At 73.5% G+C, this 14,324-nt stretch carries 15 protein-coding genes; 7 read left to right on the forward strand and 8 right to left on the reverse strand.

Annotated features, from left to right (window positions below; genetic code table 11):
• Positions 1–1,581: 1,581 nt before the first annotated feature.
• On the reverse strand, positions 1,582–2,262 hold the full coding sequence (locus ACI1MP_RS36825; RefSeq protein ID WP_387997617.1) for a TetR/AcrR family transcriptional regulator C-terminal domain-containing protein: 681 nt from the start codon (positions 2,260–2,262) through the stop codon (positions 1,582–1,584).
• A 111-nt stretch (positions 2,263–2,373) separates the two neighbouring features.
• Here ACI1MP_RS36825 and ACI1MP_RS36830 point away from each other — a divergent pair, with 111 nt between their 5' ends.
• A complete protein-coding gene (locus tag ACI1MP_RS36830; RefSeq protein ID WP_404870692.1) occupies positions 2,374–3,756 on the forward strand; it encodes a serine hydrolase domain-containing protein in 1,383 nt (460 codons plus the stop codon).
• A 54-nt stretch (positions 3,757–3,810) separates the two neighbouring features.
• On the opposite strand, the gene ACI1MP_RS36835 is transcribed toward ACI1MP_RS36830, so the two are convergent.
• Positions 3,811–4,089 (reverse strand): MarR family winged helix-turn-helix transcriptional regulator, encoded by a 279-nt coding sequence (locus ACI1MP_RS36835; RefSeq protein ID WP_380337768.1) that lies wholly within the window; start codon positions 4,087–4,089, stop codon positions 3,811–3,813.
• A gap of 12 nt (positions 4,090–4,101) precedes the next feature.
• Here ACI1MP_RS36835 and ACI1MP_RS36840 point away from each other — a divergent pair, with 12 nt between their 5' ends.
• Positions 4,102–4,674: a hypothetical protein gene (locus ACI1MP_RS36840; RefSeq protein WP_404870693.1), complete on the forward strand. Its 573-nt coding sequence runs from the start codon at positions 4,102–4,104 to the stop codon at positions 4,672–4,674.
• Between the two features lie 105 nt (positions 4,675–4,779).
• On the opposite strand, the gene ACI1MP_RS36845 is transcribed toward ACI1MP_RS36840, so the two are convergent.
• Positions 4,780–5,385, reverse strand: coding sequence for a hypothetical protein (locus tag ACI1MP_RS36845; protein ID WP_404870694.1), 606 nt, complete (start codon positions 5,383–5,385; stop codon positions 4,780–4,782).
• 268 nt (positions 5,386–5,653) lie between these two features.
• Here ACI1MP_RS36845 and ACI1MP_RS36850 point away from each other — a divergent pair, with 268 nt between their 5' ends.
• Complete coding sequence (locus tag ACI1MP_RS36850) at positions 5,654–6,724, forward strand: RNA ligase (ATP) (RefSeq protein ID WP_404870695.1); 1,071 nt, start codon at positions 5,654–5,656, stop codon at positions 6,722–6,724.
• Positions 6,725–7,131: 407 nt separating this feature from the next.
• On the opposite strand, the gene ACI1MP_RS36855 is transcribed toward ACI1MP_RS36850, so the two are convergent.
• Complete coding sequence (locus ACI1MP_RS36855; RefSeq protein WP_380337777.1) at positions 7,132–7,635, reverse strand: MarR family winged helix-turn-helix transcriptional regulator; 504 nt, start codon at positions 7,633–7,635, stop codon at positions 7,132–7,134.
• Between the two features lie 85 nt (positions 7,636–7,720).
• On the opposite strand from ACI1MP_RS36855, the gene ACI1MP_RS36860 reads away from it, so the two are divergent.
• Both ACI1MP_RS36860 and ACI1MP_RS36865 read left to right on the forward strand, forming a co-directional pair.
• Complete coding sequence (locus ACI1MP_RS36860) at positions 7,721–8,227, forward strand: cupin domain-containing protein (protein ID WP_063352400.1); 507 nt, start codon at positions 7,721–7,723, stop codon at positions 8,225–8,227.
• Between the two features lie 44 nt (positions 8,228–8,271).
• The gene (locus ACI1MP_RS36865) at positions 8,272–8,691 is read left to right on the forward strand and encodes a RidA family protein (RefSeq protein WP_380337780.1); all 420 of its coding nucleotides are present in this window, start codon (positions 8,272–8,274) and stop codon (positions 8,689–8,691) included.
• A 77-nt stretch (positions 8,692–8,768) separates the two neighbouring features.
• Here the strand turns inward: ACI1MP_RS36865 and ACI1MP_RS36870 are convergent, their stop codons facing one another.
• From ACI1MP_RS36870 to ACI1MP_RS36880, 3 genes are all read right to left on the reverse strand, one after another.
• Positions 8,769–8,897: a hypothetical protein gene (locus ACI1MP_RS36870; protein WP_404870696.1), complete on the reverse strand. Its 129-nt coding sequence runs from the start codon at positions 8,895–8,897 to the stop codon at positions 8,769–8,771.
• Between the two features lie 172 nt (positions 8,898–9,069).
• On the reverse strand, positions 9,070–9,747 hold the full coding sequence (locus ACI1MP_RS36875; RefSeq protein ID WP_404870697.1) for an NUDIX domain-containing protein: 678 nt from the start codon (positions 9,745–9,747) through the stop codon (positions 9,070–9,072).
• Positions 9,744–10,142, reverse strand: coding sequence for a DUF4406 domain-containing protein (locus ACI1MP_RS36880; protein ID WP_380337789.1), 399 nt, complete (start codon positions 10,140–10,142; stop codon positions 9,744–9,746). The genes ACI1MP_RS36875 and ACI1MP_RS36880 overlap by 4 nt, the downstream gene beginning before the upstream one ends.
• Positions 10,143–10,190: 48 nt before the next feature.
• On the opposite strand from ACI1MP_RS36880, the gene ACI1MP_RS36885 reads away from it, so the two are divergent.
• Together ACI1MP_RS36885 and ACI1MP_RS36890 are read left to right on the forward strand one after the other, a co-directional pair.
• Entirely contained in the window at positions 10,191–10,949 is a 759-nt protein-coding gene (locus ACI1MP_RS36885) for a DeoR/GlpR family DNA-binding transcription regulator (RefSeq protein WP_404870698.1), read from the forward strand.
• Between the two features lie 652 nt (positions 10,950–11,601).
• On the forward strand, positions 11,602–12,384 hold the full coding sequence (locus ACI1MP_RS36890; protein ID WP_404870699.1) for a maleylpyruvate isomerase family mycothiol-dependent enzyme: 783 nt from the start codon (positions 11,602–11,604) through the stop codon (positions 12,382–12,384).
• A gap of 290 nt (positions 12,385–12,674) precedes the next feature.
• Here ACI1MP_RS36890 and ACI1MP_RS36895 read toward each other — a convergent pair whose 3' ends face one another.
• Complete coding sequence (locus ACI1MP_RS36895; RefSeq protein ID WP_404870700.1) at positions 12,675–13,937, reverse strand: hypothetical protein; 1,263 nt, start codon at positions 13,935–13,937, stop codon at positions 12,675–12,677.
• Between the last annotated feature and the right edge of the window lie 387 nt (positions 13,938–14,324).

Genomic DNA, 14,324 nt, shown 5'->3' on the forward strand with positions numbered 1-14,324 from the left:
GCCCCGGTGAGACGTCGGGTGTCACCGGACGTGATCCTGCCGGGGCGCCGGGGTTCGGGCCCGAACCCGGACTGCGGAGCCCGGTACACAACGGACTGCCGCCACCGCTGCGCCGCGGGTCAATGCCCGTCCGGAGACGGTGGGAGCGCCGGCGAGGTGCGGGCCGAGGGCCTGGCCGACGGCGGTCGCGTCCCGCCATGCCCTGGTCGGGTCTCCCGGAAGCAGCGCCCAGCCTCGATCGGTCAGTGCCGTCGAGGTGGATGTGGGCGCTGAGGGTGGGGGCGAAGGTCCCGGGGACGCATTCCATGACGACGAGGACCTGCTCGGACAGGCCGATGGCGCGGGCCGGGTCGCCGGTCGCCCGGTAGGCGTTCGCGCGGTTGTTGGGCGGTGCCGGGATAGGGGCGTCGCTGAAGACGCGTTCGCTGCCGAGCGCAGCGCATCCGAACAGGTCGGTGTCGCGGTCCAAGTCGCCGGCCGCGTCGGTGCCGGCGGGACGGGAGAACGCCTCCCGCCGCCGCTGCGCCGCAGGCCCGCCGCCCACCTGGGGCACCACTGGCCGGAGTCGAGCCGCGGACTGTCCTTTGCCTGAGCGGTGGGAGGGCGCGGACGGGGCCGGCGGCGTCAGTGGAGCCTCCCAGCGGCTGCCTGAGGACGTGCACGTGCTGCGGCCTTCGCGCCGCCGGCCTTCCCGCGCGCCGCGCCGGCGGCGTCCGTGGAGGCACCCGCCGGTGTCCAGGGCCGGGAGCGGCCGGGCACATTGCTCGCGGGCCTGCCCGACCGGGCAGCAGGCGCGGAGTCGATGGCGCGTCACTGGAGTCCCGCCTGCTGTCCGTCCGCGGTGTCCGGTGGCGTTGCCGGAGGGACGTCGACGCTCTCCGGCCACCCGGGGGAGCGGGAGCGCGGTGGTTGCCCGCCGCGTCCTGCCGGCGCGGCGGGTGCCCGGTGACGTCGCGGGTGGGTCCCCGATGCCGTGACCGCCGGGGTAGCAGGAGCGCCGGTGTGGCACGCTGTGGCCGGCGCGGGCCTGGTGCCGTCGGTGGGATCCGGGGGCCCGCCGCGATCCTCCTGGCCCTCTGCCTCCGGTCTCCCGCTTGCTGCCTGCTTGCCCGGCCCAGGGTCGTCCTGGCACTGCCGGGTGGGAGTTGGGTGCTGCGGTGGTCCCTGGCCCTCCCGCTGGTTTCCCGCTTGCTGTCTGTTTGCCTGGCCCAGGGTCGTCCTGGCACTGCCGGGTGGGAGTTGGGTGCTGCGGTGGTCCCTGGCCCTCCCGCTGGTCTTCCGCTTGCTGTCTGTTTGCCTGGCCCAGGGTCGTCCTGGCACTGCCGGGTGGGAGTTGGGTGCTGCGGTGGTCCCTGGCCCTCCCGCTGGTCTCCCGCTGCCTGCCTGCTTGGCCTGCCCGGCCCAGGGTCGTCGAGCATCGCCGGTGGGGCTTCGATGCCCTGGCTGCCCGGGGGAAAGAGGGCCTCGGAGCGGGCTCGGTGCCGTCGGTGGGACTCGGCGCGGTCCTTCCCCCGCCCACCCCGGCCTTTGCTCCGGGTATCCCGGGCCCTTTGTCTCCTGCTGTCGTGGCGGTGTCAGCGCTCAGTGCTCAGTGGTGTGTTGGGCCAGGCGGGCGGTGAGGCCGTCGAGGATGGCGTGGAGTCCGAAGTGGAAGGTGTTCTCGGGGGCGTCGGCGTAGCCGGTGGTGCCGATGCGTTCGCGTAGGCGGGGGTAGGGGGCGGCGATCCGGGCGGCGTGGGTCATGGTGTCGGCGAGTGCTTGTCGGGCGTCGGTGCCGTTGCGGGTCAGGCGGCGGGTGAGGGCGATTTCGGAGGCGGGGCCGAGGGCGGCGCCGAGGGTGAAGAGGAGGAGGGTGGCGGCGGCCTGGTCGGCTTCGGTCGGGGTGAAGCCGGCGCGTTCGTGGAGGGCGAGGGTGTGGTCGTCGACGCGGGCTTTGTTCGGTCCGTAGAGCAGGTGGCTGCCGAAGGCCTGGCCGAGCCAGGGGTGGCGGGTGAGCATGGCGTGGGTGGCGGTGGCCATCGCGGTGGTGGCGGTGCGCCAGTCGGTGGTGTCGAGGTCGGGCAGGGCGATCTCGTCCCAGACCGCGTCGCCGGCGAGGCGGACCAGTTCGTCCTTGGTCTTGATGTGCCAGTAGATCGCGGTGGCGGCCGAGCCGAGGCGTTTGCCGAGGCTGCGCATGTTGAGTCCGTCCAGGCCCTCCTCGTCGAGGAGGGCGATGGCGGCGCGGACGATCTGGTCGGCGGTCAGGGTGTCCTTGGGCATGCCGCTCACCCTACTAGTGCTTGAACTTAGTTCAAGAAGTGCCTTGCGAGCCCCTCGAAGCGCGGGCTAACGTCCCACTTGAACTTAGTTCAACTCGGAAGGGGAGCAGAGATGCAGCAGATGACACAGGGCCGGCTTTCCGCGTTCACGGCGAGGGCGGCGCAGGAGTTCGGCATCCCCGGGCTGGCAGTGGGCGTCCTCGTCGAGGGCCGGGAGAGCTACGCCTCCCACGGGGTGACCAGCGTCGACAATCCGCTGCCCGTCGACGAGCGCACGCTGTTCCACCTGGCCTCGGTGACCAAGACCTTCACCGCGACGGCCCTGGTGCGGCTGGCCGCCGAGGGCCGGGTGGACCTGGATGCGCCGGTGCGCCGCTACGTTCCCGAGCTGCGGCTCGTGGACGAGCGCGCCGCCGAGCGGATCACCGTGCTGAACCTGCTCAACCACACCGGCGGGCTGGACTGGAACCTGATCGACGGTGACGACGACGACGGCTCGCTCGCCGGGTTCGTCGCCCGGATGGCCGACCTTCCGATGATCGCCGAGCCCGGCACCCGCGCGTCCTACAGCCAGGCCGGCTACAACCTGGCCGGGCTGGTGGTCGAGAAGGTCTGCGGCATGCCCTTCGAGAAGGCCGTGGCCGAACTCGTCATCGACCCCGCCCACTTGACGGACACCGTCTTCGACGAGGCCGACGTGATGGTCCGCCGCTTCGCCGCCGGCCACAACCGGGACGAGGACGGGACGCTGCGCACCGCCCGGCCGTGGAAGGCGTTCAGGCCCGGCACCCGCGGCAACAACCCGGGCGGCGGCGCCGTGTCCTCGGTGGCCGACCTGCTGCGCTGGGCCCGCTTCCACCTCGGGGACGGCGCGGGCGCGCTGCCCGTCGAGGCCCTGCGCGGGATGCGCGAGCAGACGGTCGCGCTGCGGGCCAGCACCCTGGGCGACGGCTTCGGCATCGGCTGGTTCCTGCGCGAGGTGGGCGGCCTGCAGGCGATCGGCCACGGCGGCTCCGGCAATGGCCAGTTCGCGGAACTGCTGATCGTGCCCGAGCGCGACTTCGCCGTCGTCTCGCTGTCCAACGCCGGCCCGCAGGGCTACCCCTGCAACCAGGCGGTCGTGCGGTGGGCCCTGGAGCAGTACCTGGGCGTCGTGGAGAAGGACCCGGAGCCCGTCCCGTTCGACGGGCGGCGGGCGCGCGAGGTCGCCGGCCGCTACGAGATCGACGCGATGAACCTCGACGTCGCCACCGACGGCGGCCGACTCACCCTCGCGGTCGGCATCAAGCCGGAGATCCGCGCCGCGTCCGACACCGAGATGCCCCCGGACCACCCGGCCGCCGCGATCGGCTTCCTGCCCGGTGACGGCGACGAGTACGTCATCACCGAGGGCGGCCTGAAGGGGCAGCGCGGCTTCTTCGGCCGGGACGCCGACGGCACGGTGACCGGCATCGACCTGGCCGGCCGCCTCTTCGGCCGCACCCAGGCCGGCTGACGGTCGGCAGGGGTCGCCGTCCAGGGGGTGCGGCGGCACGGAGGGCGACCCGGCTCAGTCGACGTCGGCGTCGCCCATGACGTGGAGGAGGCGGGACAGGACCCGGAGGCAGGCGTCGATCTCGGTGTCGGTGAGGTCGTCGGCGGCCCGGCGGAGGACCGCGCGTTCGCGGTCGAGCACCGCGGTGATGGCGGCCCGGCCCGGTTCGGTCAGCCGGATGAGGGACGACCTCTGGTGGGCCGGGTTGGGGACGGGTTCGACCAGGCTTCTCGCGGCCGCGTCGTTGACCATGCGCTGGACGAACTGGCGGCTCAGCGTCTGGGCCCGCCCCACGACCCGGACGCGATGCGGCAGTTGGCCGTCCACCCGAACCGGTGGATCCGCCGCAGCGTGGCCCGCGCGCCCCGGCTGCCCGCCGACGTCGCAGCCCGGCTCGGGCGGGACGAGGACCGAGTGGTGCGGCTGTTCCTCACCGAGTCCTGCGCCGACGCCCCCGCCGAGACCCTGCTGGACGTGTGGAGTTGGTGGCCGGGCAGCTTCTCCTTCCCCGGCCGGCCCCGCAACCACCCCAACTTCCCCCGCGACGGCCTGCGCCGCCATGCCCACGACCCCCGCCCCCGGTTCCGGCTGCTCGCTCTGGACGACCCCGCCGCACCGACCGCGCTGGCCGTCCTCCTCGCCGCCGACCCCGACCCGGCGGTCCGGGCCCGCGCCGCCGAGGACCCGCGCCTGCCGTCGGCCACCGTCCTCGCCCTGCTCGACGACCCCGACCTGACGGTCCGTCAGGTCGCCGCCCGCCACCCGGCACTGCCCGCCGCGACGCTGGCCGCCCTGCTTCGCGACCCCGCCACCGCCGAGGACGCCGCCCGCAACCCCGCCGTCCCACTGCTGGTAGCCCTGCGGATGGCCGCCTGCTGAGGGGGTCGCGCCCGTCCGATCGCATCGCGCCCGTCGCCGAACGGCCGTCGGCCGCCCGGGACGCGGGCAGCGTCGGCGGTTCGAGGAGGTCCCCGGCTGCGGGCTTCAGCGGAGGATGCCGACGAAGCCGTCTCCTCCCTCCGAGCACGCGAACGTGCCCGTGCAGCACGGTTCCCATCCGGTGGCCGCGTCGAGCAGGGTCAGCTGTGACCACCGGTCGACGGGCCGGGGGTTTCGGCGGAGCCACAGGCCCAGCTGGGACACCGTCAGGTCGTCGGCGGTCGGCGAGGACGGGCGGGTGGGGCCCGGCAGTGCGGCGGCGACGTCCTGGGCGGGGTGTCCGAACAGGTCGACGCCGTCCCATGCCACCGCGTGCGTCGCGGGCGTGTCCGGAGACGTGTCGGCCTCGACGGTGATCAGGGTGAGACGGTCGGCGCGGTCGGGGCCTCCTGCCGCGACGGTCACCACGATGTTCCCGAAGGCGGCGACGGTGTTCCAGCTCCGGTCGAAGAGGATGCCGCAGAGCCAGGCGTCGTGGGCGTGCCGCAGCTGCTTGTAGTCGGCGCGGGTCAGCGTCATGCACTGTCTGCTTCGGTGGCTTCCGGGCACCGCTGCGAGCGTCATGGCGGCCTCCTCGGCCGTCGCCCCGAACCTGAGCGTCCCGGCTCCGGCCGGCAGGACCACGCCGATCCCCGGCAGCAACTCCAACATCGGCCCATTGTGCCGTCCAGTGCTCCGGGCCTTGACGGGGGTGGTGGCTGTCGACGCGGCACTGCCTCGGCAGCGCAGACCGAAGGTGTCCGTGTCGGTCCGCGCGAACCGGCGGCAGAATGCGGCGTGCTGCGCACATCCTGCCTGGTCGGGCCGCCACGGATGCGGGAGGAGAGCCCGAAAACCCTTCGCGTCGGGCGGTGTCCACCCGACAGAGTTGATCTCGTCCGGTTCGCGGACATTCCGAGAAGGGGAGGACGAAACCGCCATGTCCACACTGCGGGTGACCGCCGAGCGCCTGACCATCCTGGAGCACCCGAACGCAGACGCCCTGGAGCTGGCGCAGGTCGGCCTCTACCGGGCCGTCGTGGCCAAGGGGGCGTACCGGACCGGGGACTTCGCGTGCTACATCCCCGAGCAGTCGGTCCTGCCGTCCGAGCTGATCGAGGAACTCGGGCTGACCGGCCGGCTCGCGGGCAGCAAGGCCGACCGGGTCAAGGCAGTGCGGCTGCGCGGCGAGCTGTCGCAGGGCATCGTCTGCCGCCCCCGAGCCCTGGCCGAGGTCGACCTGCCCCGGGCGGCCGAGGAGGGCGTGGACTTCGCGGAGCTGCTCGGCGTCACCAAGTGGGTGCCACCGGTGCCGACTTCGATGAGCGGCGAGGTCGAGGCGGCGCCCGACCTGCTGCCCTGGGTGGACATCGAGAACCTCAAGCGCTTCCCCGACGTCTTCGAGCCGGGCGAGCCGGTGGTGGTCACCGAGAAGCTGCACGGAAGCTGCTGCCTGCTCACCTTCCACGCCGACACCGGTACGGTCCAGGTCTCGTCCAAGGGGATCGGGGCGCAGGGGCTCGCGCTGAAGGAGGACGGGCGGAACCTCTACTGGCGTGCCGTCCGCGCCTACGGCATACCGGAGTTGGCCGCCCGGATCGCCGACCGGCTGGGGGCGAGCCGGGTCGGGATCTTCGGCGAGGTCTTCGGGGACGGCGTGCAGGACCTCGGTTACGGTGCGAGCAGCCGTACCGAGCAGCCGCCCGGGTACGCGGCGTTCGACGTCTCGGCGGTGATCGACGGTCAGCTGCACTGGCTGGACGCGCCCCGACTGCTCGCCGGCGAGCTGCCGGTGGTGCCCGAACTGTGGCGCGGACCGTTCGACGCGGAACGCGTGCTGGAGCTCGCCGAGGGCCGCGAGACCGTCACCGGGCGGCACCTGCACACCCGGGAGGGCGTGGTGGTCCGGCCGGCGGTCGAGCGCCACAGCCCTGTCCTGGGCGGCCGGGCGATCGTCAAGGCGGTCGGTGGCGGCTACCTGACGCGCAAGGGCGGCACCGAGTACGAGTGACGGGCCGCGCAGGACGAACGGGGGCGAGGCTTCGGCTCGACGGCTGAAGCCCCGCCCCAGTGGGCGTGACGTACTGGGTTCGCTCCTCGGTGCCGGTGCCGGTGCCGGTGCCGGTGCAGGGGCCGCGGCGCTCCGGAGAGCGGACCTGCGGGGTGATCGTCGGATCGAGCGGGGTCAGGTCAGCAGCGCACGGTGGCGCCGCCGTTGCTGAGGTAGGCGCCGTACACCTTTCTCGATTCGGGCGGTCTTCCGGCCCGGGGGAGCTGCTGTGTCCCGCGGTCCCCGGCCCGTCAAGCGTCGTCGCGACCGCGCCGCCGCCCTGGCCACCGGCGTCGCGCTCGCAGTCGACGGCGTGCCGGAGCGGTCGCGGGTGGCTGGACCTCGGGCGGGGCCGTTGGGCGGGGACGTCAGGGCGCCGGGTGCTCCGGGCCCTCGACGTCGGCGAGCAGTTTGCGCAGGAGCCCGTCCAGGGTGGCCTGCTCCTCGCGCGAGAGGGCGGAGAGCAGCGCGGTCTCGTTGGCCGCGTGGTCGGTGAAGGCGGCGTCCACGAGGGTGCGTCCGGCCGCGGTGAGGGCGATGCGGACGCTGCGCCGGTCCGCCGGGTCGGTGCGGCGTTCCACCAGGCCCGCCGATTCCAGCCGGTCGATCCGGCTGGTCATGCCGGCCCGGGACATCAGCAGCAGCGCGGCGAGTTCGGAGGGCATCAGTTCGTACGGCGCGCCGGAGCGGCGCAGGGTGGCGAGAACGTCGAACTCGCCGCGCTGGAGGCCGTGTTGCTTGAACACCTCTTCGACGACCCGCCCCGCGAGCAGCGCGAACCGGCCGAGGCGGCCGACGGTGCCGACCGCCGTCAGGTCGAGGTCCGGGCGCTCCCGGCTCCACTGGTCGAGCATGACGTCCACGTGATCCATAGGGGCATGTTATTCGATGGGAGATAGTTAGACGTAGTACTATCAGCCATGGAATTATCAGAGCGCTCACTGTGGGGAGAGGCCAATGACGTTGATCGGACCGGAAGCCGTGGTGGTGCGGGGCGACGAAGCCGAGACCGTCGGAATGCTCGGCGGCAAGGGGCGGCTGCTGGCGGACTCCAGCGCCACCGGCGGCGCCCTGAGCACCCTGCGCGTCACGCTGGGGCGCGGCAAGGACGGCGCCACTCCGCACTACCACGGGGGCTCCTCGGAGCTGTTCTTCGTCGTCGACGGCTCGGCCCAGGTGCTGGTCGGGAACGAGGTGGTCACCGCCCGGAGCGGCGACCTCGTGGTGGTGCCGCCCCATCTGCCGCATGCCTTCGCGGCGGCGCCGGACTCCGGGGCGGACCTGCTGATCGTGATCACCCCCGGGGTGGAGCGCTTCGACTACTTCCGCCTGCTGGAGCGGATCCGCGCGGGCGAGGCGACGGTCGAGGAACTGCTCGCCAAGCAGGACCTCTTCGACAACCACTTCCTGGAGTCGCCGAGTTGGCGCGACGCCCGGGAGGAAGCCGCCCGGTCCGAGCCGTAGACCGCCCGGCACCGAACTCGGCCCGACACCAGGGAAGGAACCCCGTGACCGACACCCGCACCATCACCAACCCGCCCGGCCTGCACGACCCGACACCGTTCGGCTACAGCCACGCCGCCTCCGCGCCCGGCGAACCGGTGTTCATCGGCGGCCAGTACGCCTCCGACGCCAGCGGTCAGGTCGTGCCCGGCGACTTCGCCGCCCAGGTGGAGCTCGCCCTCGCCAACCTGCGCACCGCGCTCGCCGGGGTCGGCCTCGGCTTCGAGCACGTGGTCCGGCTCGGCTCGTACATCGTCGACCACGACCTAGAGAAGCTGGCCGTCCTCGGCAAGGCCCTGGCCGGGGCCTGGGGCGACCGGCTGCCCGCGCAGACGCTCAGCGGGGTCGCCTCGCTCGCCCTGCCGGGGATGCTCTTCGAGGTCGACGCGGTCGCCGTCCGGCCGACGGCGGGCGCAGCGGGCTGACCCACCCACGCGCAGGGGTCCCACCGACCGGTGGGACCCTTCGTCGTACCGCCGCCGTTCGAGCCGGCGCGGACCGCTCACATGGCCCGGGTCGCCGCGCACAGCCGTCGTTCCATGATGTGGGGGCCGTCGCTGAGGAACTGCACCCGCAGGAACGGACCCTCGCCGGTGGCGGCCGTGTCGAGGGAACGCCGGCGTGCGATCACCGGAGCCTCCCTCGTCGCTCCGGTCCGCGCCGGTGCCAGGTTCGAGAACGGCGTCCTGGTCGAGCACGGGGAGGCCGGTGCGGGCGGCATGACGGGCCCCTGCCCCGGCACTCGGCCGGTCGACGCGGCACCGCGGATCGGGGCCGGGCAGTACCGCGGGTGGGGGGCGTTGTCAGCGGCCGCCCGCTGCGGGGGCGAAGGGGCCGTCCAGGGCCGCCCATTGCAGGAGCAGGATGGTCTTGCCGTCGATGATGCGGCCGTCGCGGGTCATGGCAAGGGCCTCGGCGAAGGGCAGTTCGAGGACCTCGATGTCCTCGCCGTCCTCCTCCAGCCCGCCGCCGGTCCCGGTCCGGTCGGCCGGCGTGTAGGGGGCGGCGAAGAAATGGAGGCGTTCGGTGACGGAGCCGGGACTCATGTAGGCGTCGAGGACGTGGATGAGCGGGCCGAGGGTGACGCCGAGCTCCTCGGCGCTCTCGCGGCGGATGGCGGTGGCCGGGTCGTCCGTGTCGAGCAGCCCTGCGGCGGCTTCGACGAGCATGCCGTCGGGGTGGTCGTTGACGTAGGCCGGGTAGCGGAACTGGCGGGTGAGCAGGACACGGCCGCGTCCGGTGTCGTAGGGCAGGACGACGGCGCCGTTGCCGCGGTCGTAGGTCTCGCGCTGCTGGGCTTCCCAGCGGCCGTCGCGCCGGCGGTAGTCGAAGGTGGTGCGGCGCAGGACGTGCCAGCCCCGGGAGGTGAGTTCGACCTCGCGGACCCGGACGTCGGGGTTGCGGTCCAAGCCGCGTCCGGCCTGGTCGAGGCCGGTGCGGCCGCGGTGGTCGGGGGCGTCGATGCCGGGGCGGCTCGTCACACGCTCTCCCGCTGGGTGCGGCGGGGGATCTCGGCCACGTCGTGGTAGACGGGCAGGCCGCGGCGGCGGGCGGTGGCGACGTCCTGGTCGGCTCCGGCGGAGGCGCCGGGCAGGCGCAGCACGGCGTCGCAGTGCGCGAGCAGGCGGTCGGCGGTCGGGTAGAGCACCTGCTCGGCGAGGGGGTCGGTGGGGCCTGCGCCCGCAGAGCGCAGGACGGGCAGCGCGATCCACTCTCCGATCACGGGGAGGTGCCCGGTGGCGAAGACGGGCCACGCGGCGGCTTCGAGGCGGGCGAGGTTGGCGGCCATGGCCTGCGGGTCGCCGTCGGTACCGGAGCGGTAGGGGCCGGCGATCAGGATGAGCATGGGCTCGCCGGCTACGGGCTTGTCGGTCATGGGCGCTACGATACATGCAGAAACGTGCAAGAACAGGAGAGATTACGGATGCTGGCTGCTGAACGGCGCGACCACCTGCTCGGTCTGCTGGCCCGCGAGGGCAAGGTCGTGGCCAAGGACGTCGCCGCGGACCTGGGGATCTCCGAGGACAGCGTGCGGCGCGACCTGCGCGATCTCGCCGCCGAGGGACTGTGCCAGCGGGTCTACGGCGGCGCGCTTCCCGTCTCACCCGCGGTGGTGGACTACGCCGCCCGGCAGAGCGTGGCCCAGGACGGCAAGCGGAAGGTCGCCTCGGCGGCCGCCGCCCTGGTGCGGCCGGGCGGCACGGTGATCCTCGACGGCGGCACCACCGCCCTCGCCGTCGCCCACGCGCTCCCGCGGGATCTGACCTGCACCGTGATCACCCACAGTCCGACGATCGCCGCAGCCCTGCTCGACCATCCGCAGGCGGAACTCTTCCTGCTCGGCGGCCGGATCTTCAAGCACTCGGCGGTCGCGTGCGGCGCGGCCGCGGTCGAGGCCGCGCAGAACGTCTCCGCCGACCTCTGCCTGCTCGGCGTCACCGGCGTGCACCCGGAGGCGGGGCTGACCACCGGCGACGCCGAAGAGGCGGCGATGAAACGCGCCCTGGCCGCGCGGGCCGCGGACACCTACATCCTCGCCTCCTCCGAGAAGATCGGTACGGCCTCGCGGTTCCGGGTGCTGCCCTGGGAGAAGACCAGCGGCCTGATCACCGACGCCGACCCCCACGACGCGGTCGTCGAGCAACTGAAAGCGCTCGGCCTGGAAGTCCTGCCGGCCAACTGACAGCTGCGAGCCACCACGGGATCGCGGGCCGGCCGGGCCCTCGACAGCGCCCCCTACCGGGTCGCGATCGGGTGGGTGGACCGAAGCCGGAGGTCGAACAGGTCCGCCTGCCTGCCGTTCGGTCCAGGCCGGCCGCCCACCACACCACGAGGGTGCGGCCGCCCGTCGCGTCCTGGTCCACCGGCACGGTCAGCGGCGCGCCCGCGAGGCCGATCGCCACGGCCGAACGCCGGTCGCGCCACGGCCGCCCCGCCCTGCGCCCGGACGGCACCAGCCGCGCCGAGCAGCTGCCGGGCGGCGACCGCCGACCGCCGGCCTTTCGGCGGGTGGCCTCCGCGGCGTCGAGCTGCCGCATCAGCAGAGCGACCTGTTCCTCGGCCGCACGCACACGGGCCCTCGCCAGGAGCAGGAGCAGGAGCAGGAGCAGGAGCAGGACCAGGGGCAGGAGCAGGACCAGGGGCAGCACGGTCGCGACCCATGCGCTTCAGGTGCCAGCACGTCTCCTCGGCCCTCCGAGCTCGTGGGCCGTCGCCGCCCGGGTGCAGCCGGTGTCCGCAGCCCGTTCGCGGGCTCGCCCGGGCCGGAGTTCCCCGCCGCATCGGCCGGGAAAACCGCTGTCGGGCGAAGGGATCACGGTGGTAGAAGTACCGCCGTGCACAAGACTCCGGAGTTTCCCGATCTGCTGCGGCTGATCGACGAACGCGCAACCGCCTTCCGCGCCGCGATCGCCGTCGCGCCCAGCCTCGACCTGCCCGTGCCGACCTGCCCCGGGTGGACGCTGTTCGACCTGGTGCAGCACATCGGCGAGGCCCGCCGTCGCTGGGCCGCCACCGTCGCCGCCGGGCCGGACGCCACCTCCAGGACCCCCGCCCAGGGTGACGCGGTCGCGCCGCAGGAGCGCGAGGACGTGCTGGCCTGGCTGGCCGCCTCGACCGAGCTGTTGCTGGCGGCCCTGCGGGAGGCCGGTCCGGACCAGGGCTGCTTCACCGGCTGGGGTGTCACGCAGACGCCGCACACCGCCGGCGGCGTCGCCCGGCACCAGGTCCAGGAGATCGCGGTGCACACCTACGATGCCCAGCTCGCCGTGGGCGACCCGGCCCCACTGCCGGTCGAGGTGGCGCTCGACGGTGTCGAGGAGAGCCTGTTCATCGCCAGCTTCACGAGGAGTGCCTGGCCGCACAAGCCCACCGCCTTCGACTTTCACGCCACCGAGGGCCGCTCCTGGCGCCTCACGGTCGACGGGGACGGCGCACGGACCACCCGGCTGCCCGCCGTCGGCGAGGCCCCGGAAGCGGCAGGCCTCTCCATCCGCGGCACGGCCAGTGATCTGGTCCTCTGGCGGTACGACCGCATTTCGGCGGACTCCCTGCAACTCGACGGGGACCCGGAGCTGCTCGACCTGCTCTTCGCCTGGGAACCGGAGGACTGGGCGTGACGACGGGCCACCACGTACGAACCTGTCGCTGAATCGCGAACGGAATCTGCCAGGCGCAGGGCTCCCGCCGGGGTCGGCAGGACGGCGCCGTCGACATGCGGTTCGACGGCAGCGAGCACCGGGTGCCGGGGTGCGGCGGGCCCCGGCGCCTCGACCTCCCACCCGGACGGGCCGGGCGGGGGCGAGGGGGTACTCGCGGGCGAGGGCGGGCAGGCGGGGGGTCGCCGGCCTTCCCCCGACGGAGGGATCCCGAACGTTCTCCCGCTCGGCACCGCGCGGGACATGGCAGCTCAGCCGGCGCGCGCAGTCCACTTCGGCGGCGTCCACAACCGGGCACTGGCGCTGCCGACCTGGATCAGCGTTCCGGTATGCCGGTCCTGACGTGTCGGGCGGAACCCGTCGATCGCGAACACCTGCCGTCCGCTGGTGATGTCGACGCCCTGCAGACCGGCCTCGTCGGCGATCAGCAGGTGCTCCCCGTCGGTGAAGAAGCCGAAATCGCCGACCGGCCAGGGGAACGTCGCGACCGCCTTGATCCATCGGACGCCCGGCGAGCGCAGTTCGGTCGAGGTGGGGTCGAGGACGTGGACGGTACCGCTGCCGGCATCGTCGCGGTCATGCACCGCGATCCGCCCGTCGTCGATCCACACCACCGGCCGGTTCCACTCCGAGACCTCGGGATACACCGCATAGCTGGGCCCGTCCTCGGACTCGTACGGGTTGTCGTGCAGCCACGCGGTCAGGCTCCACACCGCCGGCATCCCCCACGGCTGCCACACCCAACCACCGTCGTAGACACGAGTCCCGTCGGGACTCAGTGACAGCGCGCCGTGGAAGTAGTCGAGGTCGTGCTCCGCATCCTCCTCGTCCCTTTCCGGGCTGTCCCGCGCCGTGAGCACCTCGCCGGACGCGGGATCGGTGACGTCCAACCGGTTCCAGTCGGTGCGATGGACGGCAACCGTCCGGCCGCCGTGTTCGGCGAACGCCAACGCGAACGGGACGGTCTCACAGCAGTAGTCCCCGCCGTCCAACTCCAACGCCGGCGAACCGGTGGTGAGATCGACGACGGTGCCGTACCGACCGCGGTCCTGAACCACCGCCGCCCAACGGCCGCATCGGGACACATGAAGCCGCAGTCGAACGCCGCCACCGCACTCGGACGCCGGCCCCTCCTCCCGATACCGGGCCACGTCCCGCACCTCGCCGGTCGTCGGCGTCCACCGCGCCAGCCGCCCGCCCTCGGACAGCACCAGCCACGCCGACCCCGCGTCACCGAGGACCGCCGGCAATGCCGCCACATCCACGACCGGCCGCAACGCGTCGGGAACGGCCACCTCCACCGTGATCGCCGCCATACTGATCCCCTCGGTTCGCCCGTGCGGCCCCTCGCGGCAACGTGAACAGCAACGATGCGGCACCTCATCGGCAAAGCCGGCGAGCGCCACGATGCCGGTCACGGCAGCGAGACCAGCACGGATCTGGTCCAAATCGGGCTCATTCTCGCGCAGGTCCGCCCCGGTGCCGTCCGGCGAGAAGCCCCCACCGGCCGTCATGACCGGACCGACCCCACCGAGCACAGCCCCCGACAGGCCCAGAAGAGCCGAACCGCCCGGCGAACATCCGGCCGGGCACGGCAAAGGCCCGGTTCCTCCTCGCAGTGGAGCCGCGCTCTCGCGCTTCCCCGCCGAGGCCCTCACTTGACACCTTCGGCTCGGCCACGGCGGCGGCCCCCGCGGCCACCGGCCCGGCGTCGGCCCGATCCCGATCGTGACGAGGAGGTCCCGCCGGTCCGCCTCCGGGTCCGGCCGGCCGACACGCTGCGCCCGCACCCACCGGCCGAGCTGCTCGCCCCCGCACACCGTGTCCAGCGGCAGCACGGTCCAGCCGGCCAGGCCGTCGGCCCCGAGCCCTCGTCGCGACCCGTGGCACCGCGAAGGTCT

It is taken from the genome of Kitasatospora griseola (assembly GCF_044999035.1).
Classification (GTDB): domain Bacteria; phylum Actinomycetota; class Actinomycetes; order Streptomycetales; family Streptomycetaceae; genus Kitasatospora; species Kitasatospora griseola.